The sequence below is a fragment of the Haloarcula sediminis genome (assembly GCF_035656455.1).
Lineage (GTDB): Archaea > Halobacteriota > Halobacteria > Halobacteriales > Haloarculaceae > Haloarcula > Haloarcula sediminis.
The window spans coordinates 165,601-187,619 of sequence record NZ_JAYMGA010000003.1 but is presented as its reverse complement, the minus strand read 5'-3'; the positions used below and the strand labels follow the sequence as shown (position 1 = coordinate 187,619).

22 protein-coding genes are annotated in these 22,019 nt (G+C 66.6%); 14 read left to right on the top strand and 8 right to left on the bottom strand.

Annotated elements, in window-relative coordinates; all coding sequences use genetic code 11:
• Nucleotides 1-79: 79 nt before the first annotated feature.
• On the top strand, nucleotides 80-2,347 hold the full coding sequence (locus VJ162_RS07615; RefSeq protein ID WP_324663450.1) for an NADP-dependent malic enzyme: 2,268 nt from the start codon (nucleotides 80-82) through the stop codon (nucleotides 2,345-2,347).
• Nucleotides 2,348-2,513: 166 nt separating this feature from the next.
• The gene (locus tag VJ162_RS07610) at nucleotides 2,514-2,957 is read left to right on the top strand and encodes a universal stress protein (RefSeq protein ID WP_324663448.1); all 444 of its coding nucleotides are present in this window, start codon (nucleotides 2,514-2,516) and stop codon (nucleotides 2,955-2,957) included.
• Between the two features lie 342 nt (nucleotides 2,958-3,299).
• Here the strand turns inward: VJ162_RS07610 and katG are convergent, their stop codons facing one another.
• Nucleotides 3,300-5,432, bottom strand: coding sequence for a catalase/peroxidase HPI (katG, locus tag VJ162_RS07605; protein WP_324663447.1), 2,133 nt, complete (start codon nucleotides 5,430-5,432; stop codon nucleotides 3,300-3,302).
• 168 nt (nucleotides 5,433-5,600) lie between these two features.
• Here katG and VJ162_RS07600 point away from each other — a divergent pair, with 168 nt between their 5' ends.
• Nucleotides 5,601-7,091 carry a carboxypeptidase M32 gene (locus VJ162_RS07600; RefSeq protein WP_324663446.1) on the top strand — a complete coding sequence of 497 codons (1,491 nt, stop codon included), beginning with the start codon at nucleotides 5,601-5,603 and terminating at the stop codon, nucleotides 7,089-7,091.
• Between the two features lie 105 nt (nucleotides 7,092-7,196).
• Here VJ162_RS07600 and VJ162_RS07595 read toward each other — a convergent pair whose 3' ends face one another.
• Nucleotides 7,197-7,736, bottom strand: coding sequence for a DUF3592 domain-containing protein (locus VJ162_RS07595; protein WP_324663445.1), 540 nt, complete (start codon nucleotides 7,734-7,736; stop codon nucleotides 7,197-7,199).
• Nucleotides 7,737-7,838: 102 nt separating this feature from the next.
• Here VJ162_RS07595 and ubaA point away from each other — a divergent pair, with 102 nt between their 5' ends.
• Both ubaA and VJ162_RS07585 read left to right on the top strand, forming a co-directional pair.
• Nucleotides 7,839-8,642, top strand: coding sequence for an SAMP-activating enzyme E1 (gene ubaA, locus VJ162_RS07590; protein WP_324663444.1), 804 nt, complete (start codon nucleotides 7,839-7,841; stop codon nucleotides 8,640-8,642).
• Nucleotides 8,643-8,716: 74 nt separating this feature from the next.
• The gene (locus VJ162_RS07585) at nucleotides 8,717-9,079 is read left to right on the top strand and encodes a DUF5658 family protein (protein WP_324663443.1); all 363 of its coding nucleotides are present in this window, start codon (nucleotides 8,717-8,719) and stop codon (nucleotides 9,077-9,079) included.
• Here VJ162_RS07585 and VJ162_RS07580 read toward each other — a convergent pair.
• Nucleotides 9,076-9,987 (bottom strand): cobalamin-binding protein, encoded by a 912-nt coding sequence (locus VJ162_RS07580; RefSeq protein ID WP_324663442.1) that lies wholly within the window; start codon nucleotides 9,985-9,987, stop codon nucleotides 9,076-9,078. The genes VJ162_RS07585 and VJ162_RS07580 overlap by 4 nt on opposite strands.
• Before the next feature lie 92 nt (nucleotides 9,988-10,079).
• On the opposite strand from VJ162_RS07580, the gene VJ162_RS07575 reads away from it, so the two are divergent.
• The 5 genes from VJ162_RS07575 (at nucleotide 10,080) to VJ162_RS07555 (ending at nucleotide 13,147) form a co-directional block, all read left to right on the top strand.
• Complete coding sequence (locus tag VJ162_RS07575) at nucleotides 10,080-10,562, top strand: RNA-binding protein (protein ID WP_324663441.1); 483 nt, start codon at nucleotides 10,080-10,082, stop codon at nucleotides 10,560-10,562.
• 13 nt (nucleotides 10,563-10,575) lie between these two features.
• Nucleotides 10,576-10,893, top strand: coding sequence for an RPA12/RPB9/RPC11 RNA polymerase family protein (locus VJ162_RS07570; RefSeq protein WP_324663440.1), 318 nt, complete (start codon nucleotides 10,576-10,578; stop codon nucleotides 10,891-10,893).
• A gap of 104 nt (nucleotides 10,894-10,997) precedes the next feature.
• Nucleotides 10,998-11,357 carry a cell division protein SepF gene (locus VJ162_RS07565; RefSeq protein ID WP_324663439.1) on the top strand — a complete coding sequence of 120 codons (360 nt, stop codon included), beginning with the start codon at nucleotides 10,998-11,000 and terminating at the stop codon, nucleotides 11,355-11,357.
• An 81-nt stretch (nucleotides 11,358-11,438) separates the two neighbouring features.
• The gene (locus tag VJ162_RS07560) at nucleotides 11,439-12,383 is read left to right on the top strand and encodes an ABC transporter ATP-binding protein (RefSeq protein WP_324663438.1); all 945 of its coding nucleotides are present in this window, start codon (nucleotides 11,439-11,441) and stop codon (nucleotides 12,381-12,383) included.
• Nucleotides 12,380-13,147 carry an ABC transporter permease gene (locus VJ162_RS07555; RefSeq protein WP_324663437.1) on the top strand — a complete coding sequence of 256 codons (768 nt, stop codon included), beginning with the start codon at nucleotides 12,380-12,382 and terminating at the stop codon, nucleotides 13,145-13,147. The genes VJ162_RS07560 and VJ162_RS07555 overlap by 4 nt, the downstream gene beginning before the upstream one ends.
• A gap of 270 nt (nucleotides 13,148-13,417) precedes the next feature.
• Here VJ162_RS07555 and VJ162_RS07550 read toward each other — a convergent pair whose 3' ends face one another.
• Both VJ162_RS07550 and VJ162_RS07545 read right to left on the bottom strand, forming a co-directional pair.
• The gene (locus VJ162_RS07550) at nucleotides 13,418-13,810 is read right to left on the bottom strand and encodes a DUF5611 family protein (RefSeq protein WP_324663435.1); all 393 of its coding nucleotides are present in this window, start codon (nucleotides 13,808-13,810) and stop codon (nucleotides 13,418-13,420) included.
• 38 nt (nucleotides 13,811-13,848) lie between these two features.
• The gene (locus VJ162_RS07545) at nucleotides 13,849-14,685 is read right to left on the bottom strand and encodes a DUF7093 family protein (RefSeq protein WP_324663434.1); all 837 of its coding nucleotides are present in this window, start codon (nucleotides 14,683-14,685) and stop codon (nucleotides 13,849-13,851) included.
• Between the two features lie 144 nt (nucleotides 14,686-14,829).
• Between VJ162_RS07545 and VJ162_RS07540 the strand changes: the two genes are divergently transcribed.
• From VJ162_RS07540 to VJ162_RS07530, 3 genes are all read left to right on the top strand, one after another.
• Entirely contained in the window at nucleotides 14,830-16,059 is a 1,230-nt protein-coding gene (locus VJ162_RS07540) for a PKD domain-containing protein (protein WP_324663433.1), read from the top strand.
• A gap of 192 nt (nucleotides 16,060-16,251) precedes the next feature.
• On the top strand, nucleotides 16,252-17,346 hold the full coding sequence (locus tag VJ162_RS07535) for a hypothetical protein (RefSeq protein ID WP_324663432.1): 1,095 nt from the start codon (nucleotides 16,252-16,254) through the stop codon (nucleotides 17,344-17,346).
• Between the two features lie 120 nt (nucleotides 17,347-17,466).
• Nucleotides 17,467-17,760 carry a DUF6432 family protein gene (locus VJ162_RS07530; protein WP_324663429.1) on the top strand — a complete coding sequence of 98 codons (294 nt, stop codon included), beginning with the start codon at nucleotides 17,467-17,469 and terminating at the stop codon, nucleotides 17,758-17,760.
• Here VJ162_RS07530 and VJ162_RS07525 read toward each other — a convergent pair.
• A complete protein-coding gene (locus tag VJ162_RS07525; protein WP_324663428.1) occupies nucleotides 17,757-18,929 on the bottom strand; it encodes an MBL fold metallo-hydrolase in 1,173 nt (390 codons plus the stop codon). The two genes, VJ162_RS07530 and VJ162_RS07525, sit on opposite strands and share 4 nt — an antisense overlap.
• A gap of 70 nt (nucleotides 18,930-18,999) precedes the next feature.
• On the opposite strand from VJ162_RS07525, the gene VJ162_RS07520 reads away from it, so the two are divergent.
• Entirely contained in the window at nucleotides 19,000-19,614 is a 615-nt protein-coding gene (locus VJ162_RS07520) for a transcription antitermination protein (protein WP_324663427.1), read from the top strand.
• Nucleotide 19,615: 1 nt separating this feature from the next.
• On the opposite strand, the gene VJ162_RS07515 is transcribed toward VJ162_RS07520, so the two are convergent.
• On the bottom strand, nucleotides 19,616-21,229 hold the full coding sequence (locus VJ162_RS07515; protein ID WP_324663426.1) for a hypothetical protein: 1,614 nt from the start codon (nucleotides 21,227-21,229) through the stop codon (nucleotides 19,616-19,618).
• A complete protein-coding gene (locus VJ162_RS07510; protein ID WP_324663425.1) occupies nucleotides 21,226-21,963 on the bottom strand; it encodes an ABC transporter ATP-binding protein in 738 nt (245 codons plus the stop codon). The genes VJ162_RS07515 and VJ162_RS07510 overlap by 4 nt, the downstream gene beginning before the upstream one ends.
• Nucleotides 21,964-22,019: the final 56 nt, after the last annotated feature.

The window sequence follows — 22,019 nt, the reverse complement described above, 5'->3', positions numbered from 1 at the left end:
ATCGGTGTCCCGGAACCGGCGATATCGGCACGGGACGCCGACCGTATGACGACGCGGTTCACAACGGAGACACAACACAATGACACTCGAAGAAGACGCACTCGAATACCACCGGCGGCCGCCGTCGGGCAAGGTAGAGATTTCGACGACCAAATCGACGAGCACACAGCGGGACCTCTCGCTCGCGTACTCGCCGGGCGTGGCGGCGCCCTGTCGGGAGATCGACGAGGACGGGACCCGGGCGTACGACTACACGGCGAAGGGCAACCTCGTCGGCGTCGTCTCGAATGGGTCGGCCGTCCTCGGGCTCGGCGACATCGGCGCGCAGGCGTCGAAGCCGGTGATGGAGGGCAAGGGCGTCCTGTTCAAGCGTTTCGCCGACATCGATGTCTTCGACATCGAACTGGACCTCGACGACCCCGACGCGTTCGTCCAGGCGGTGGCGGGCATGGGGTCTACCTTCGGCGGTATCAACCTCGAAGACATCCGCGCGCCCGAGTGTTTCGAGATAGAACGACGCCTCCGTGAGCGGATGGACATCCCCGTCTTCCACGACGACCAGCACGGGACCGCGATAATCTCGGGTGCGGCCCTGCTCAATGCGGTCGAAATCACCGGGAAAGAGCTGTCGGACCTGCAGGTCACCTTCGCCGGGGCGGGCGCGGCCGCGACGGCGACGGCCCGATTCTACGTCTCGCTTGGCATTCCACGCGAGAACATCACGATGTGTGACGAAGGCGGGGTTCTGTCGGAGCGGCGCGCGTCCGCCGGCGAACTGAACGAGTACATCGAACCGTTCACACGGGGCGTCGACGACGGCGACCTCGCGGACGCGATGGCCGGCGCGGACGTGTTTGTCGGGCTCTCCGTCGGCGGTATCGTCACGCCGGAGATGGTCCGGTCGATGGCCGAAGACCCGGTCATCTTCGCGATGGCTAACCCGGACCCCGAAATCGAGTACGAGGCGGCCAAAAACGCCCGAGACGACACCGTCATCATGGCGACGGGCCGCTCTGACTACCCCAATCAGGTCAACAACGTCCTCGGGTTCCCCTTCATCTTCCGCGGGGCGCTTGACGTGCGTGCCACCGAAATCAACGAGCCGATGAAACGAGCCGCGGCAGAGGCGCTCGCGGACCTCGCCCGGCAGGACGTCCCCGACGCCGTCGTCAAGGCCTACGACGACGACGTGTTGCAGTTCGGGCCCGACTACCTCATCCCGAAACCGCTCGACCAGCGCGTCCTCTACGAGGTGACACCCGCCGTCGCGGAGGCGGCGATGGAAAGCGGCACGGCGCGCCGGGAGCTCGACCTCGATGACTACCGCGAGCAACTGGAGGCCCGACTCGGAAAGTCCCGCGAGATGATGCGGGTCGTCCTGAACAAGGCGAAGTCGGACCCGAAACGCGTCGCGCTCGCCGAGGGGGAAAACGAGCGGATCATCCGGGCGGCAAACCAGATGACAGAGCAGGGCATCGCCGACCCCGTTCTCGTCGGCGACGCGTCGGAGATCCGACGGACCGTCGACGAGCTCGGGCTGGACTTCGAGCCGGCCGTCGCGGACCCGACCGACGACGAGTGGGGCCACTACGGGGCGGAACTGCACCGGCGTCGCCGACGGAAGGGACTCACCCAGGGGGAAGCGGCCGAACTCGTCCGCAGTGACCCGGACTACTTCGCCAGTATGATGGTCGAGATGGACGACGCGGACGCGATGCTCAGCGGGCTCACCCACCAGTACCCGTCCGCGCTGCGTCCGCCCCTGGAGGTCATCGGCACCGCCGACGACGCCGACTACGCCGCCGGCGTCTACATGCTCACCTTCCGGAACCGCGTCATCTTCTGTGCGGACACGACCGTAAACCTCGACCCCTCCGCCGAGGTGCTGGCGGAGGTGACCAAACACACCGCGGAGCTCGCCCGCCGGTTCAACGTCGAACCGCGCGCGGCGCTGCTCTCGTACTCGGACTTCGGGAGCGTCGACAACGCCGGCGTCGCGAAACCGCGAAACGCCGTCTCGATGCTTCACGAGGACCCCCAGGTCGACTTCGACGTCGACGGGGAGATGCAGGCCGACACCGCCGTCGTCGAGGAGATGCTCGCCGGGACCTACGGCTTTTCCGAGCTCGAGGGGCCCGCGAACGTCCTCATCTTCCCGAACCTCGAAGCGGGTAACATCGGCTACAAGCTCCTCCAGCGGCTCGGCGGGGCGGAGGCCATCGGCCCGATGCTCGTTGGGATGGACAAGCCGGCCCACGTCCTCCAGCGCGGCGACGAGGTCAAAGACATCGTCAACCTCGCCGGCGTCGCCGTCGCCGACGCCCAGCAACGGGACAGCGGCGAATAACCGCTTGGCTGCCCCTCGCTGTCAGTTCGGCCCCCGTCTCGCAGGTGCGGGCCAGCGCGTGGCTCCTCCCTCGCTTCGGGTTTCATCCGCTCTGTCGGCCGGCGACTGGCAGTACCGGGACGGCAGTACCGGTACGTTTACAATCCGAGCTGTGTATCATTGATACATGGCGCTTGAAACGGTACTCCTCGTCGGTCGGCCCGGTGACGAGGGGCACGGCACGAAGCTCGCAGAGGCGGCAACCGACATCGCGAAGCCGGCAAACGCCCGCGTCATCGTCGGCCAGATATTCACCGACGAGGAATACGACAACGCACTCGCCAGCCTGGGGCTCGCGGACGAGACCGGGGACCTGTCCGCGGAGATAGCGCGCGAACACGGGACATTCAGCTCGATGACCGCCGAGCTGGACGAGGCGGGCGTCGACTACGAACTCCGAACGGCCGTCGGACAACACGCGAGCAGTATCGTCGACATGGCGGCCGACGCGGACCTTCTCATCATCGGCGGGGCGAAGCGGTCACCGGCGGGGAAAGCCGTCTTCGGGTCCGCGACCCAGGACGTACTCCTCGAAGCGCCCTGCCCGGTGGTGTTCGTCCGCCGAGAATGACCGCGTCACTCCGGCGACCTGCCCCCAGTATCGTCTGACGAGCCGGGGGCGACGCTGGTTGTCGGGAGAGGCCGGTCGACGTGGGCGGACAGGTCGCCGCCGACGAGGACATCGAGACAGGCGAGACTCGGGTCAGCAGAGACGATCTGCTGAGTGGTAGCGCGGCCCGCCGTTCGTCGTGGTGACTCCGGCCTGAAACGCGGGACGGCACTTCCCTGCCCGCGGCCGTGACTGTTCTGTCGCTTCAACAGGAGAGGAAATCGGGACCGCCGACGTGTCGGGCGGTGCCCCGACGGGCACGTCCAGAGCCCGGAAAACAGGATACGGGTTATCCGACGACGATTATTCGAGGTCGAAGCGGTCGAGGCGCATCACTTTGGCCCACGTCTCCGCGAAGTCGCGGACGAACTTCTCCTCCGCGTCGTCGGCGCTGTAGACCTCCGCGATAGCCCGAAGCCGGGAGTGGGAACCGAAGATGAGGTCGATGCGGGTCCCCTCCCACTTGACCTCGCCCGTGGCGCGGTCCAGTCCCTCGTAGACGTTCTCCGAGACCTGCTCCCACTCCGTGTCCATGTCCAGCAGGTTCACGAAGAAGTCGTTGGTCAGCGTCCCCGGCTGGTCGGTGAAGACGCCCAGGTCCGAACCCTGGTAGTTCGCGCCCAGCGCGCGCATGCCGCCGACGAGCACCGTCATCTCGGACGGCGTCAGGTCCAGCAGGTCGGCCTTGTCGACCAGCAGTTCCTCGGGCGGCTGGTCGACGTCGTCCCGGATGTAGTTCCGGAACCCGTCGACGCTCGGTTTGAGCGCCTCGTACGAGTCGGCGTCGGTCTGTTCGCTCGTGGCGTCCGTCCGACCCGGGTCGAAAGGAATCGACACGTCGTAGCCGGCCTCGGCCGCGGCCTGCTCGACGGCCGCGTTACCGCCCAGCACGATGAGGTCCGCGAGCGAGACCTTCGTCCCGTCGTCCCGCGAGTCGTTGAACTCGGCCTGAATCCCTTCGAGGGTCTCCAGGACGGTGCGGAGCTGCTCGGGCTCGTTGACCTCCCAGCTCCGCTGTGGTTCCAGACGGATGCGGGCGCCGTTCGCGCCGCCGCGCTTGTCGCTGTCGCGGTACGTCGAGGCCGACGCCCAGGCGGTCTTGACGAGCTGTGGGACCGAGAGGTCCGTATCGAGGATGTCCGACTTGAGGCGCTCGGCCTCCGCGTCCCCGATGAGGTCGTAGTCGGCGTCGGGCAGCGGGTCCTGCCACAGCATCTCCTCCTCGGGGACCTCGGGACCGAGGAACCGGGAGGGCGGGCCCATGTCGCGGTGGGTCAGTTTGTACCAGGCCTTCGCGAAGTTCATCCCGAACTCCATCGGGTTCTCCTGGAACTCCTCGATTATCTCGCGGTAGTCCGGGTCACGCTTCAGCGCCACGTCGGTCGTGAGCATCATCGGCGTGACCGACTCCTCGTCGTCGTGGGCGTCCGGCGCGGTGTCTTTCAGCTCCTCGTCGACCGGTAGCCACTGCCAGGCGCCGCCGGGGCCCTTCTGGGCCGCCCACTCGTATTCGAGCAGGTTGTCGATGTAACCCATGTCCCAGTCGGTCGGCGAGCCCGTCCATGGACCCTCGATGCCGCTGGTGATGGTGTCGCCGCCCTTCCCGGAGCCGTAGTCGTTCTCCCAGCCCAGCCCCTGGGCCTCGATGGGCGCCGCCTCCGGCTCGGGACCGAGGTGCTCGTCGGGGTCGTCCGCGCCGTGGACTTTCCCGAAGGTGTGGCCGCCGGCGATGAGTGCGGCCGTCTCCTTGTCGTTCATTGCCATCCGGGAGAACGTCTCGCGGATGTTCTTCGCCGACAGCTCCGGGTCGGGGTTCCCGTCGGGACCCTCCGGGTTCACGTAGATGAGCCCCATCACGGACGCGCCGAGGCCCTTCTCTATCTCCCCGGGCTCGTCGAATCGCTCCTGGGTGTCCATCTCGGTTTCTGGCCCCCAGTAGACCGACTCGTCGGGCTCGAAGTCGTCCTCGCGGCCGCCGGCGTAGCCAAAGGTCTTGAACCCCATCGACTCGATGGCGACGTTCCCCGCAAGAATCATCAGGTCGGCCCAGGAGAGCTTGCGGCCGTACTTCTGTTTGATCGGCAAGAGTAGACGGCGCGCCTTGTCGAGGTTCGCGTTGTCGGGCCAGCTGTTGAGCGGCGCGAGGCGCTGTTGGCCGCCGGCCGCGCCGCCGCGGCCGTCGGCGGTGCGGTACGTGCCGGCGCTGTGCCACGCCATCCGGATGAAAAGCGGCCCGTAGTGGCCGTAGTCGGCCGGCCACCAGTCTTTCGAGTCCGTCATCAGCTCTTCGAGGTCCGACTTCACCGCGTCGAGGTCGAGTTTCTGGAACTCCTCCGCGTAGTCGAAGTCGTCCATCGGCCCGGCGTCGCGGGCGTTCTGGTCGAGGATATCGAGGCTCAACTGGTTCGGCCACCACTCGTGGTTGGACTTGCTCATGCGAGAAATCCGTCGCTTTAGATTATTAAAGTTGTTCAAATCGGCAGGATATTGTCGGCCAAACCAAACAATTCTTAATTTACATGAAAACGAGGTGTCCTGTACCGGCCCGCCGGAAGTGTTTCCGCCGGCAACGCGTCTATAGGTCCGCCAGTCTAACCCCTCGCCATGGCAACGACGACCGAGACCTACGAGCAGTTCCTGGAGCACGTCCGACAGCTCCACTACGTCTCCGACGCCGGGAGCGTCCTCCAGTGGGACCAGCAGGTGATGATGCCCGAAGGCGGGACCCCCGCCCGCGCCAAGCAGTCCTCGGCCCTCTCGACGCTGCACCACGACCTGCTGACCGACGACCAGTTGGGGGCGTGGCTGGACGAACTCGACGGGGCCGACCTTGACGCCGAGCAGGCGGCCGTCGTCCGCGAGGTCCGCCGGGACCACGAGCGGGCGGTGCGGGTCCCCTCGGACCTCGTCGAGCGCATCTCCGAAGCGTCCTCCAACGCCCTGCCCGTCTGGGAGGAAGCCAAGGCCGAGGACGACTTCGGCATGTTCGCCGACACGCTCGAAGAGATGGTCGAGCTCCGCCGGGAGTACGCCGCCGCCATCGACCCCGACCGGGACCCCTACGAGGTCCTCTTCGAGGAGTACGAACCCTATCTCGGTATCGACACCGCCGAGGAGGTACTGACGACGCTGCGGGACGAACTCGTCCCCCTCATCGACGACATCGCCGACAGCGATGTGACGCTCGCGGACCCCTTCAGCGGGACCTACGACGACGACACCCAACACGAACTCGTCGAGGACGCCCTTGCCACGCTGGGGTACGACTGGGACCACGGCCGGCTCGATACCGCGCCACACCCGTTCTCGACCGGGACGCAGTTCGACGCCCGCGTCACGACGCGGTTCAAACCCGACGACCCCATGGACGCCGTCGGCTCGACCGTCCACGAGTTCGGCCACGCCACCTACACGCTCGGGCTGCCCCGGGAGGAGTACGGCACGCCGCTGGGGGACAACCGGGACCTCTCGGTCCACGAGTCCCAGTCGCGCTTCTGGGAGAACCATATCGGGCGCTCGCAGCCGTTCTGGGAGCACTTCGGGGCGACGGCCAACGACCGCCTCGGCACCGACGCGACGCCACGCGAGTTCTACGAGGCCGCAAACACCGTTCACCCGGACAACCTCATTCGCGTCGAGGCGGACGAACTCACCTACCACATGCACATCGTCCTCCGGTTCGAGATCGAGCGCGACCTGATCCGGGGCGACCTGGCCGTCGAGGACGTGCCACAGGTCTGGAACGAGAAGATGGAGGAGTATCTGGGCGTGCGACCCGACACCGACGCGGCGGGGTGTCTGCAGGACATCCACTGGACGAACGGCGCCATCGGCTACTTCCCGACCTACACGCTCGGCTCCGTCCTGGCCGCCCAGCTGGACCACCACCTCCGGGCCGACGTGGGCGACGTGGACGCGCTCGTCCGCGAGGGCGACTTCGACCCCATCCACGACTGGCTCACCGAGCACGTCCTCCGCCACGGCGCCCGCTACGAGACCGACGACCTCGTGCGCGAGGCGACCGGCGAATCGTTCACTGCCGACCACTTCCTCGACTACGCCGACGCGAAGTACCGCGACCTCTACGACTGCTGACCCCGCTGCTGTCGGGTCTCCGACTGCCCGCTTCCAGCCGCGGGGCGGCTGTGTCCGCCAGCGACGGATTCGCTTCCGGCCCACGGCGGCGCCGACACGCGCCCCTCACAGCGACTGCCGGGCGCGGGACTCCGCTCGCGCCTGGTAGAGTCCCACACCCCCGACCAGCGACACGATGGCCCCGACGATAACGGCGCCAGTCGCCTGGCCCGACCTGGCGTCTTCGAGGAACGCCGCCCCCGGCGCCTCGGGGTCTACGTACGCCGTCACGCGCTCGCCGACGGCGTACGCCGACACGCGCTCTCGCGCGGTCGCTCTGTCGTCGTACTGGGGCTGGGAACGCCCCGGATAGAGCCTGTCCGAGGTGTAGCCTGTCCCCCGAAAGCGGTACTGGAACTGTACGGCTGGGACGTACGCCTCCCTGCCACGCGACCCCTCGACCTGTTCGACGCCGACCCCGGTGACCTCGGCGGTGACTGTCACTCTCCCGTCCAGCCTCGCCGAGTCGCTCACGTACGAGTAGGCCCCCACGCAGACGATGGCGAGACCGAACAGCAAGACGACGACGCTCATCGCCGTCCCCGGTTTCGGCGGCCGGACGGGGAGCCGGCCGGCGCCGCCCGCGTCGGTCCCGCTGTTTCCCATGTCCCGTACATGGGGGCACGAAAAATAAATCCCGGCGCCGGTTGTCCGGGGACACTGTCGCTCATCCCGCTGTTTATACCGACCGGTGGCCAACACGCCGCTATGCGACCGGACCTGGACCCCGAACAGCTCGACCGCTACTCCCGTCACATCATCATGGACGACGTGGGGCCGGCGGGGCAGGCGGCGCTGCTCGACACCGACGTGCTCGTCGTGGGGGCCGGCGGGCTCGGGTCCCCCGCCCTGCAGTATCTCGCCGCCGCGGGCATCGGCCGGCTGGGCATCGTCGACGACGACACCGTCGAACGGTCGAACCTCCAGCGCCAGGTCATCCACGCCGACAGCGACGTCGGCCGGCCGAAAGTCGAGAGCGCCCGCGACTTTGTCGCCGACCTCAACCCCGACGTGACCGTCGACACCCACGAGCTGCGCTTCTCGGCCGACAACGCCGACCTCGTCGATGACTACGACATCGTCGTCGACGCCTCCGACAACTTCGCCACCCGGTTTCTGGTCAACGACGCCTGCACGCTCGCCGGTGTTCCCTTCTCCCACGGCGCCGTCTTCCGCTTCGAGGGACAGGTGACCACCTTCACCGGCGACGGGCCCTGCTACCGGTGTCTGTTCCCGAAAGCCCCGCCCGCGGGGACGGTCCCGGACTGCTCGACGGCCGGCGTGTTGGGGGTCCTGCCGGGGACCATCGGCTGCCTGCAGGCCACCGAGGTCTGCAAGCTCGCTCTGGACTACGGCGACTCGCTTGCCGGCCGGCTGCTGGCATTCGACGCCGGCTCGATGTCGGTCGACGAGGTGCCCATCGAACCGAACCCGGACTGTCCCGTCTGTGGCGACGACCCCGCCATCGATGACATCACCGAGGCGACCTACGAGGGCCGCTGCGAGCTGTAGCTGGATTTCACACCGATAGCCGGGGCCGTGCGTTTAGGTCAGTGTAGCCGAAAACCGAGGCCAACGGTCTCACAATGTCTCCCTCGTCGCCCGATCTGCTGGCGCGGCTGCAACGCCCGGGCTACGTCGAACTCGTCTTCGGTATCGTGTTCGTCTGGGGGACCGGCGACTTACTCTCTACCCTCGCCGCGCTGCATTTCACCGGCGTCGGGGCCGAGGCGAACCCGCTGATACGGACGCTGCTGTCCCACGACCCGCTGCTGGTCGTCGCGCTGAAAGGCACCGTTATGCTCGTTGTCGGGCTCGTCCTCGTCCGGTACCGGGCCGCCGTCGAGGGGCTCCCGCGCTGGCGGCTGTGGCTCGGCGGGCTCCTCGGTGTCGGTACTGTGGTCGTGGCGCTCAACCTCTCCGTGGCGCTTGCGGCTGCCGGAGTCTAGGCCCGCAGCGGCGCCAGCTCGACCACCGCATCCCGCGGCGGGGCGTCGAACAGGTCGGGGTGACACAGCGCCGCCAGGTGTTCGAGCGTGTCGACCAGCCGCGGGCCCGACCGGTTCACGTAGTGGTGGCCGTCGACGACGTAGGCCCGCCCCTCGCGGACCGCCCGGAGGTCGTCGAACCCGGGTCGGCCGGTCACGTCGGCGAGGTTCTTGCGGGTCTGGTCGATGTCGAACCCACACGGCGCGGCCACCAGCACGTCCGGGTCGTACGCCGTCACTTCGCCCCACTCGCGGGGCCGGGAGTGCGCGCCGTGGTCGGCCATGCCGTACGCGCCGCCGGCCATCTCGACCATCTCGGGAATCCAGTGGCCCGCGACCATCACCGGGTCCAGCCAGTCCAGCACGGCGACGGTCGGTGTCTCGCTGGCCCGCGCGGCGGTCGTCTCCACGGCGGCCACTCGCTCCCGGAGATTCGCCACGAGGTCGGTCGCCCGCTCGTCGCGGTCGATAGCTGCACCGACGCGGTGGATGGAGTCAAAGAGGTCCGCCAGGCTGTGTACGTCGAGCGTCAGCACCTCGGCGTCAAGCCCCAGGTCGGCGACGGCCTCCGCGACCTGCACGTGGTCGACGGCGCACACGTCACAGACGCCCTGCGTGATGACCACGTCGGGGGCAAGGGTCGAAAGCGTCTTGCGGTCGATAGCGTAGACGCCGTCGCCGTCCTCGGCCGCGGCGACCTGCTCGTTGATCTCGCTGCTCGAAGCCGCTGGGTCCACCCGGGAGCGGTTGACAGCGGGCCGCTCGCGGGCCGCCGGCGGGTAGTCACACTCGTGTGAGACCCCGACCGGCTCAACCCCGAGCGCGTAGACGATTTCCGTGGCGGATGGGAGCAGGGTGACGACGCGCATGGGTTCGCTACGGACTGGCGGCCCTAAACTGTGCTGTACCGTCGGCACCCGCCTTCGTTACGCTTACACCCCGTGACCGCGGAGTCGCCCGTATGAACGTCAAATCGCGCCACCACCTCCGCTCCGACGCGGTCGCCGACATCGCCGACGCGCTCGCGGACAACCTCGGCGTCGAACTGGACGCCGACAGCTTCGAGAAAGTGGAGTTCGAGGACAGCGACTGGGACGTGGTCCTCGTCGACGGCGAGCCCTACGTGCTGTACGTCGCGGAGGATGAGCCCTTCCTCACCGTTCAGGGCGCCAACGCCCACCCGCCCGAGAAACACGTCGTCACCGTCGACACCGGCGCTATCTCCTTTGTCTCGGACGGCGCCGACATCATGCGGCCCGGCATCACCGAGGCCGACGACGACATCAGCGAGGGCGACCTCGTCGCCATCAACGAGGAGGCCCACGGGAAGTTCCTCGCCGTCGGCCGGGCGATGGCCGACGGGTCGGACATGGTCGGCGAGTCGGGGAAAGTCGTCACGTCCATCCACCACGTCGGGGACGACCTCTTCGAGTTCTCGGTGTAGGTGAGGGTGTCGTATGCAGTTCTGTGACGAGTGCGGTTCGGTGATGCACACGGAGGGCGATACGTGGGTGTGTCGCTCCTGTGAGAACGAGGCGCCACGTGACTCGCAAGCGGAAGCAGCGATGACGACCCAGGCCGGACAGCGGGACGACGGGGCACCCGCCGTGGCCGACGCGACCCAGGACGCCACCGAGACGATGCAAGAGCCCTGTCCGGCGGACGGCTGCGACAGCGACCGGGCCGACTACGAGATGCTGCCGAAACCGGGCGGCTCCTACGAGGTCCGGCTGTTTACCTGCATCGAGTGTGGCCACAAGTGGCGCGAGTCCTGATGGGGCATCTCGCGGACGCCTCACCAGAAACTGGGGTTTCTGCGGGCGACAAAGAAGTGATGTCTGACGTAAAGTTGAAACGGGTAGCGCCCGCTCTCCGTGACATGGGACTAATGAGCAAGATTCTCGGCGAGTCGGGCCCCTCTCGGCAGACTGACGACTACGTCGAGCTGAACGCCGACAACTTCGATACGTCGAGCGTAGAGTCCGAACGACAGGTCCGCATCGCCCGAATCAGCGGGTCGAAAGACGTCGTCGACATCAAAGACGCCGTCTACGACGGCGACATCGTCGTGGCCGACATCACGCGCCACTCGACGCAGGACACCACGATGGAACGCATCAGCGACGAACTCAAACAGGTCGCCGAGGAAGTCGGCGGCGACATCGTCCAGAAGGACGACGACCAGCTCATTATCACGCCCGCCGGGGTCACGGTCTCGCGGGAGCGACTCGGCCAGTAACACCCGCGTCACCTGCTCACACGGGCATCATCGGCGGGACGGTCCACTGTCCTTTTCGGTGCTGGGCCGATAGGGACAGCAATGACCGACCCGGCGATTCGAACACGGAAACTGCGGAAGAGTTACGGCGACGTACAGGCCCTTGACGGGCTGGATCTCACCGTCGACCGCGGCGAGTTCTTCGGGCTGCTCGGTCCCAACGGCGCGGGCAAGACGACGTTCATCAACACGCTCGTCGGGCTCGTCCACAAGAACAGCGGCACCGCCGAGGTCTTTGGCTTCGACGTCGAGGACGACTACCGCGAGACCCGCGACCGTATCGGTCTGGCCCCCCAGGAGTTCAACGTCGACCGGTTTTTCCCTATCATCGAGGTCCTAGAGCACAAGGCCGGTTACCACGGCATCGGGAGCGAGGAGGCCCGACGCCGGGCCGAGGACGCTCTCAAAACGGTCGGCATCTGGGAGAAACGGGACACCCGCTTCGACTGGCTCTCCGGCGGGATGAAACGCCGCTTCGTCCTCGCGCGGGCGCTCGTCTCCGACCCGGACCTGCTGATCCTGGACGAGCCCACGGCCGGTGTCGACGTCCAGCTGCGCCACGACCTCTGGGACATCATCAACCGGATGAACGACGAGGGGACGACCATCCTGCTGACCACCCACTACATCGAGGAGGCCGAGCGGCTCTGTGACCGCGTCGCTATCATGGACAGCGGACAGAAAGTCGAGGTCGCCGCCCCCGACGAGCTGATGGCGCGTGGTACCGACACCATCGACATCGGGCTGGCCGACCCGCCACGGACCGCGCCGCGTCTCGACGTGGAGGGTGTCACCGAGATAGCCGTCACCGAGGACGGCCTGTCCGTCACCGCCGCCGGAGGCAGCCAGACTGCGCCCGCGCTTATGCGGGCCCTCGAACGACAGGGACACTCCGTCACCTCGCTGGACATCCGACGGGCGTCGCTCGAAGAGGTGTTCGTCGACCTGACCCGCGACGACCGCGAGTACGCGGAGGTGTCGGCATGAACAAGAACACGACGCAGTTCATGACGCTGGTCCGGCGGGAAATCCTGCGGTTCGTGCGGCGTCCGTACAACACGTTCCTGCCCCCCATCATCACGAACACGCTGTATTTCTCCGTGTTCGGCGTGATACTCGGCAGCCGGATCGGCGAGATTGCCGGCGTGAGTTACCTCCAGTTCGTGCTGCCGGGGCTGGTCGTGCTTGGGGCCATCTCGGACAGCTTCGAGAACGCCTCGTTTACCATCTTCCACGGGCGCTGGAACGACTATATCCAGGCCGTGTTGACCTCGCCGATGTCGAACCGGAGCATGGTGACGGCGTACGTCTCGGCGAGCGCGCTCAGGGGTATCGTCACGTCCCTGCTCATCGTCGGTGTGGGGCTGGTGTTTACCCCGGTCCCCCTCGCCAACCCGCTGTATCTGGTCGCGTTCCTGCTGGTCATCACCACGCTGTTTGGCGGTCTCGGCGTCATCGGCGGGCTCTGGGCGAGTGACTTCGACTACCTCACTGTGATGAACCAGTTCATCCTCCGCCCGCTGGTGTTCTTCGGGGCGGTGTTTTACTCGCTCGACGTACTGCCGCCGCTCTGGCGGAACGTCTCGCTGCTCAACCCGATGGTCTACATGGTCAACGGCGTCCGCTACGGGATGATCGGCGTCACGGAAATCGACCCCAACACGTCCCTGGCCGTCCTGACCGGCGTAACGGCAGTCGTTCTGGCCATCGATTTCCTGCTGTTCAAGCGCGGCTACGGCCTGGCCGAATAGGCCTCGTGGGACTGTACCGGGTATGCCGGTGTTACAGCCGGCCGCGGTGTCACCGGAACGAACACCCCCGGCGGAAAAAGCGGACGTGCCAAACTGCCGGATTGGGGCCGCTTCCGGCGGAGCGGCAAACTATGACAGGTGAACGACCCCGCGGGCACAGGGTCCACAGCGGTCCGGATACTTCTGTCCGCCTCCGGCGGGGCGTATGTGACTGTATGTCACGGGCGTATTTAGGGATATCGGCAAAACGCCATCGCAGATAGTGGCAGTCTAGATGTTGTCGGGCGCGTCGGCGTCGTCCTCGACGTCGCGTTTCAGCGACTCTCGCCGGGACTTCGCGTCGCGGCCGGTCGCCTCTTCGAGGAAGTTGTTCTTCTTGCTGACAGCGTCTTCGGCGGCGTCGATGTGCCCCTCGGCGATGACCTCTTCGGCCGGGCGCTCGTCGATGTGCAGCGCCAGCTTGTCCTTCTTGCTGCTGTAGGAGACGGTCCCGGCGACGACGCGTTCGAAAACGGGGTTGTCCGGTTCGTCGACGACCAGGAGGTCGCTGCCGTTGTGGTCCTCGGTGTCGGTTACCTCGCCGAAGTACTCCTCGACGAACGCTTCCATGTCCGGAACGCGGTCTTCGAGGTGCTCGCCGCGCCGCATCTTGTACTCTCGCATGGGCGACGTTTTGCAAGGCGCCGTCTTACCCTTTGCGTTCACTCCGCGGTGTTGACGAGCGCGCCCTTGTGACACTCGGGGCAGAAATCGCCCGCCCGAAGCGAGCTGGAGGCCACGTCGGTGGTGAAGTCACACTCCGGACAGCGGAACTCTCCCTCGGGGACGGTGACGGCGTTCCCGCCGAACGGCTCGACGTCCGTCGACTCGTCCGCCTCGTCGTCCGCCGACGCGTCCGTCTCGGGGGCCCAGCCGTCGCCGTCGTCGCTTGGCTCTTCGGGCCACTCGCCGGGCTGGCGGTCGTCGTCGGCCGCGCCGTCATCGTCGCCGTCGATTATCATCCCGTCATCGGACTCCGGGTCGGTGGCGACCGCCGGCTCCTCGGCGTCCAGCGACGGCTCGCTCTCCCCACTCTCGCCGACCGTCACCTCGGTCGAGGGGTCCTCGAGCTCGCTGTCACCGCTTGCTGTCCCGTCACTGTCGCCATCGAGAATCTCCGCGTCGTCGGCGTCGGGGTCCACGGCGTCGACAGCACTGTCGGGTACCTCGGCGCTCCCGGCTGCTGGCTCCGTTTCGTCCGCCGTCGCTGGCGTGTCGGTGTCCGCTGTCGTGTCGTCCGACGCATCGCCGGCCGCTGGTTCTTCGCCGCCGGCCTTGTCCGCCGAGTCCCCGTCGTCTATCATATCCCCGGCGATGTCCGACGGCGTCTCGATGGCAGTGACCTCCTTGTTCTCGGAGACGATGCGTGTCTTCCCGCAGCGCTCGCAGGTCTCGCGTTCCTGAATCGTGATGACGACCTCGCTGCCCTGTTCCTCCCGCTCGCGCTCGACTTCCGTCTCACCGTACTTGTGCCCGATGACGGAGCATTTGAGACCCATTGTCAGTCAATGTTGCCGTGGCCTACTTAAACCCTGCCCGTCAGCCGCCGGCGTCGGCACCGCTGTTCTCGTCGACCTCCCGACGTTCGTTTCCGGGCTAAAGACACGTAATTTTATAACGGATACCGTGCCCAGTGGTCACCAATGCGCCGGGGTACTCTCCTCTTGCTCGCGGCCGTGGTCCTGTTGGCCACCACGGGAACGGCTCTCGCAGCCGACAACACCGCTCCGCTGGCCGATGCCGGCGTCGACCAGACCGTCCCGGTCAACGGAACGGTGTATCTCGACGGCAACGCCTCGGTCGACCCCGACGGGGAGATCACTCGCGTCGAGTGGTCCATCGAGACGCCCGGCGGCGCGACGACGACGCCCGACTGTGTGGGCTGTCGGCGGACCGAGTTCGACGCCACCGCCGTCGGCCAGTACACGGTCACGCTTACTGTCACCGACGACGACGGGGTCTCCCGTTCGGACACGCTATACGTCACCGTTACCAACGAGAGCGGGCCCGATGTCTCGCTGTCGGGCGCCGGTTCGACGCGGACGGGCACTAACGCAACTGTCGCCGCGAACGTATCGAACGACGACGCGCCGTTGCAGGCGATCACGTGGCTTGTCAACGGCAGCGTAGCCGAACGGGACTCTCTCGACGGGATGTCGGCCAGCCGCCCGTTTACCCACTCGTTCGACAGCGCCGGTGAAGTACCCGTCACGGCGGTGGTGTACGACACCCTCGGCCAGCGTGGGAGCGCGACGCGACGGATTTCGGTTGGGAACACCGGAGGTGGTACCAGCAGTGGCTGCTTCGCCATTTGGTGCGGTAGCGAGGCGGATATGCAGTACTCGTTTGATGGGGAGCAGACCTACGTCGATACGAACGGCGATGGCAAGATTACAACGTATCAAGACGGTCAGCTCGTGGACATCGACCCGGACGCAAGCAACGTGAGAGAACTGGACGGCGGCGGGTACAAAATTGATGGAGGCCCAGAAGCCGTTAGCAGGGACAAAAAAGAGGGTGTTAACGAGCCAATTGATGGGTCGTATGATTCTGTAGACGACAAAGATGGTGGCAGTAGCTCCGACGACGACGATGGTGGTAGTAGTTCCAGCGATGACGCCGGTCACAACCACATCGGCGGCGACAGCTCCGACGACGATGAGGATGACGATGACGATAGTGGTTCCAACTGGGTTTCTATTGACGACGATGATAGCAGTAGTTCCGATAACTCGGGTGGCATATCCGATGCTGACGACGACGGCAGTGTCATTGATGATGCCAGAGACATAATCAGTGGGGGGTTCGACGATGACGGTGGTGACGATAGTGGCGGTATCGGCGGTGGTGGTCTCGGTGGTGGCCTGTTCTAACTCCACTTGATGGTTGGTAGGTATCTGTTTTATGGGCAGTACGAAAGGATATCAAGATTGAATAGAGGCAACTGATACCGACAATTTTCTCAGTATTTATATAGTAAGATAAAAACAAATATACATAGATAAAAACGAGCGATGCAGATATTTACTGACACCACGTTTCGACAGGCAAGACTCAGCGTTCTCATGGCAGCGCTTATCCTAACCGCTGGCTGTGCCGGGTTCCTTTCGGACAAGGGTGGCACGAACGGGGTCGACACGAGCACACCGGCATCGACTGAAGACGGAGAGGTGAAGCGTACCAACGGCACCGACCTCCGCAGTATGTACATCCCTGAGAACGGTAGTGTCACCGCTTCCGGCGAGCTTGACTACGGCGACCCGAGTGAGAGTAACAAGTTCTATGAACCGGTCCAGATCACTGCCGACGAGGGGGAGGTGGTGAACATCACGATGGAGGCTGAAAACGGGAATCCGGGTTTTCGGGTCGTGAATCCTGATGGGAACGTATCCCAAGTTGTCAGCAACGAAAGGGGCGGTCAAGCGCAATTGATCGAGGGGGAGTTCAACCAGAGCGGCCGCTACACGTTCGAGGCCACCTCAGCTGACCAAAGCGCCACGTTCAACTACACGCTCACCATCGAGCGCGTTACAGAAAATGAGGGGCTATTTCGAGGGGATGCTGCCCAGTGGAACGAGACTGAACAGTACCTTATGTTCAGCCAGGATATGGCTGGCGTCGTGAAAGAGGTCTATAATGAAGAACACGGTTCCAGTTATTCAGCAGTAGAACTTCCTGAGTACGCTAACGAGAGCGGTCTGAAGGCGAACGCAACCGGTGACTACGTTGTTTACACTTACGAGATGCCTTCGGAATATAATTTCACTCAGCGAAACACAGTAGATGTCACGGCCACGTTGAGCTATTCAGGCGGACTAAAACGATATGAAGAATTTGGCAACAATACTGATACACCTACCAATAGATCGTGGGCACCGGAGATCGTTTTCTTCAAGGCTGTAGACCCGGAGAGTGGTGAAACCGTAAGCACTACCTTCATCACGAAAGAGTGGGCGTTACGGTACCAAGAGGGCGAAAGCGACGAGGCGTTTTCCTACTACATGGGTGATTACTATTCGACGCTGCGCTACGGACCGGCGCGTCAGGGGTACAGCCCGGAGCGTGACGACACGATAGCATCCGGTGAGCTCCCGGAGGCGTACTACAACTACACGAATCCAAGGTACAACTCGACATTGGCGGAGAAGTACGGGCTGTAGCTGTCCACTCGCGACGGCACATCCAAACGATGACGCATTCGACATAGATAGCCCGCCGCTGGTGACAACTATGGCCGGATGAGGGACAAAGCCAAGAGCCAGCCGGATTTAGAGGGGTGTATGAGAGCGAAGCCGGAGTACCGCAATCGGGACGAGACGGAGGTTGTGGTACTCGACGCGCTCGCGGACCGCCACCAGGAAGGGATGACGGTGTTTGAGATTCGCTCGCGGGCCGATGTCACTATCGACCAGATTGAGGACGCGCTGGCTGCGCTGAAAGACGACGACCTCATCGTGGTCGAGAACGACGAGGAGCGGACGCTCATCCTGCCCGACGAGGACGTGGTGGGGCCGGAGACGACGGACGAGGACGTGTCGTTGCTTGACAAAATCCGCGGTGTGTTGCCGTTCTAGAGCGGCGCTGCGGCGCAGTTGTTCGGGCCGAGTTCCAGTTCGAAGGCGGTGCCGTCCTCGGCCGCGTCGGTGCCGAGGTTGATGGCGACGATGCGCTCGAAGTTGGCGGGGCGGGGTGGGATATCGCCACAGATGCGTTCGACGAAGGTCTCGCGGTCGAGCGCGAGCGCCGGGAGCCGGTCCCGTAGCTCGCCGAGCCGGGCGGTGTAGCTCCCGTCGTCGTTCGGGTCGGTCGCCTCGCTGCGGTGGCCCGGCGCGACCAGCGTCGCCTCTGGGAGCGTTCCGAGTCGCTCGGTGAGCGTCTCGTAGAGCGTGCGTGCCAGTTCCGGGGCGCCGTCGTCGCCGGCTTCGAGGTCCGGGCGGGCGACGCTTTCGAGGAAGACACTGTCGCCGGCAAGCAGGACCTCGCCGACGCGGAACCCGGTCATGCCGGAGGTGTGGCCCGGCAGCGGGAGGGCGTCGAGAGCGGTCGAACCGACCGATAGCGACCCGTCGTCGGAGAGCGCGGTGACCTCGTACGTGACTCCGCGGTCGACGGCGCGGGCGGGCACGACCGGCTCGACGCCGTGGTCGCTGGCGAGTTCCCGGACGCCGCTGACGTGGTCGGCGTGGACGTGGGTGTCGACGGCGTAGCGCAGCGTGGCGTCGCGGTCGGCGGCGTCGGCGACGTAGCGGTCGGTAAACGCCCGGAGCGGGTCGACGACGGCGGCCTCGCCGTCGCTGACGACGAGGTAGGAGAGACAGCCGGTGGCCGGACGCTCGTACTGGAGGACTGGCGCCGCGTCGGCGGGGAGTTCGCGGGCCTCGTAGAGCCGCGCCCACCCTTCCATGCCGTCGGCGAGGTTGCGGGCGTCAACGCCGTGGTCGACGAGCAGGCCGGCGACGAAGGCACTGGCCTCGCCGCGGGCACAGACGGCGGTGACGGGGCCCTCGCCGTCGATATCGTCGAGCAGGCCCTCGACGTCGCCGGTCACCTTCGCCTGGAGGAACTTCGCGAAGGGGAGTTGCGTCGCCGTCACCGACGGCCCGTCGATGTGCCACGCCGCGAACTCGTCGCGGTCGCGGACGTCGAGCAGCCGGACCGGGTCGCCTGCGTCGAGCTGTCTTTTCAGCATCGCCGCGGTGAGCGACGGGTGCTCAGCGGGCGGCTCGGGTGGGTTCTGTGCCATACCGGACGGTGGTGCCGGGCGCCGATAAATCGGGCGGAGGATGTATGTCCGGAGCAGTCCTCTAACCGGTATGGACGCCGCCGACACCATCGCGGCTGTCGAGGAAGCGACGACGACCGAGCGGACCCGAATCGGGTCGGATAAGGCCCTCATCGCTGCCACGGGAGCGAACCTTGAGACCGACGCCGTCTGGGCGGCCGCGGCGACCCGGGAGACCGGTGTGGCCGAGGCACTCGACGGCTGGGCGAGCGACGCCGACGCTACCGTCGACGGAGCCGTGGTCGACGCCTTCGATCGAGCCGCGACGGCTGCGAGCGAACGGGCGGCGCGCATCGACGCGGCGCCGGGCGACCCCGACGCGCTCTCTGCGCATCTCGACGCCGTCGACGGAACCGACGAGCGCGTCGGTGCCGGACTCGTCGCCCCGGCGCTGGTGTTCGACCGGTTTTACCTGCAGGTAGTGAGCTACTTCGTCAACGAAGCCGACGAGACCAGCGCCGACGTGGCCCGCGAACTCAGAAGCGGTGCGAGCGACCTCGAACCGGCCCGTGACGCGCTCGCGGCGCTCGACGGGTCCGGTCGTGAGCGGGCCCGCGACGCGGCGGTCGAGGCGGTCGGCGTCGCCTACGAGGAGTACGCGAACGCACTCGAAGCGATAGGGTTGGATCCGAAGCCGGTCTGCTGACTCACTCCAGCCGGTAGCTGCCCACGCGGTTGGCGGCGTAGAGGTAGCCCATCGCCGCCCCGATAGCGGCGAGCAGGACGGTCGTGGCGACCCCGCCGGCCAGCAGCCACGTCGGCGCGACCGGGGCCAGCGCGGGCGCGAGTATCGCCAGTGCGACGGCGGCGGCGCCGGGGGTCGCGACGGCGGCAAGAACGGCGAAGTAGAGCCCGAAGGCGAACCCGCTGGGCACGGTCACCGACGTGTCTCCGACTGTCGAGGGCTCGAACTTCGGGAAGACGACGCCGGCCGCGGCGGCCACCCAGGGGGCCGCGACGGTCACTACGAGCGCGGTCGCCATCGCGGCCGCGAGCACCGGGAGCGGCGTGCCGGCAACCACGCCCAGCCCGGTGACGAGGACCGTCACCAGACCGACGCCTGGGAGCAGCCCCGCGAGCGCGAGGCCGGTGACGAACCGCTTTCCGGAGATATCGGCCGTCAGCGTCAGCGGTAGGACCCGTTCCTCGCCGCCCAGCGGGTTGAGGCTGAAGGCCGCGCCGGCGGCCGCGGCGGTGACCAGCCCGGCCGTCAGGGGCAAGGTCGGCGGGACGGTCCGTTCGAGCAGGAGCGTCTGGAGCTGGAAAACGAGCAGAAAAGCCGGTGCGACCGCGAACTGGACGGTCAGGGGGGCCCGCTTTGCCCGGCGCCAGGACTTCTGTGTGACGACGCGGGTGGCCGTCGAGACCCGGCCCGAAAGCAGCCGGTCCGACAGCGTCCGCTCGGTGGCGTCGAACTCGTGGTCGGGCTGGACCGCGTCGCCGTACCACACCCGCTCGGCCAGCCAGAGACAGACCAGCCCGGCGGCCGGGAGACTGCCCAGCATGACGGCGGCAGCGACACCGGCGGCCAGCGGCGCGGCCTCGACTGACGGGACCGCGAGCAAGACGAGCTCGCCGACCCACGACAGCGGCGACCGGGTCGCGGCCCGCAGCACCGCCAGCTGGACCCCGGTCGTCCCCCACGCCAGCAGCCAGACGGTCACGAGCGCCAGCGAGGTGACCCCACCGATGACGGCCCGGTGGCGAGCGACGAAGGCCGAGCGAGCGACGACCAGCTTGAGTCCCAGCCCGGCGGCGTAGCTCGCCAGCAGTCCGAACAGGACGACCAGCAGGCTCGTCACCAGCACCGCGAGCCCGAGCAGCGGCAGCCCGCTCCCGACGGTCACACCGACCGCGAGGGCACACAGCGGTACCGCGCCGACCACGAGCAGCCGGCCACACTCGGCGGCCAGCAGCCCCGCGAGGACGTCCTCGTAGCCGACCGTCGTCAACAGTCCGTCGGCGGCGTCGGGCTCGCCGTTTAGCTTGACCGTCCGCTGGAGGACGGCGAACCCCGTCAGTCCGAGCAGCCCCGCCACGGCGCCGGTCGTCGCGAGCCGCACATCGTCGGGGGCCGCGGTGGTGACTGCCCCGCCGCCGAGATAGCCCGCCCCGGCGATGACGAGGCTGTACAGCGGCACCACGAGCACCCCCACGACGAGCAACAGGATGCCCCTGTTGCTGGCCCGCAGCGAACGCCACGTCCGGCGCAGTTCGACCCGGGCGATACGGCCGGCCCGGTGCCGGTCGGGCCGTCTCATTGGCCGGGCTGTTCGCTGGTCACTTCGAGGAACACGTCCTCAAGCGTCGAGCCGCTCTCGACGCCGCCGGTCAGCTCTGCCGGTGCCCCTTCGGCCACGAGCTCGCCGTCGTACAGCACGCCGACGGTGTCGGCCAGCTCCTCGACGACCGGGAGGATGTGCGTCGAGAGGAACACGGTGGTGTCGGCGGCGGCCACCTCGTCGATTGTGGCCCGGACGGTGCGGGCCGCTCGGGGGTCGAGCCCGCTGGTCGGCTCGTCCAGGAAGAGCACGTCGGGCTCGTGGACGAGCGCCTGGATCAGCCCGAGCTTCTGTTTCATCCCCTTTGAGTAGGTCTCGACCCGGCGGTCGGCGTCCTCGTCGAGGTCGAACCGCTCTAGCAGCGACTCCACCCGGTCCCAGTCGTCGTGGCCCCGCAGCCCGGCGATGTACTCAAGCTGTTCGCGGCCGGTGAGCTCGTCGTACAGCGGCGGTTCCTCAGGGAGAAAGCCGATGTGTTCGACCACTGCGCCCCGGTCGCTGACCGGCTGGCCGGCGACGTGTGCGGTGCCGGCCGTGGGTTCGGTCAGCGTCGTCAGGATGCGGATAGTCGAGGTTTTCCCCGCCCCGTTGGGGCCCAGGAAGCCAAAGACGCTGCCGCGCTCGACGCGGAGGTCGAGGCCGGCGACCGCGACGGCGTCGCCGTACCGTTTCCGCAGGCCGTCCGTTCGGATCGCGGGCGTTGGAGGGGTCACGTCTCGGCTGGGGGGCGTAAGCGCCAAAGCGTTTGTCCCTCAGCCCGTAGCTATAT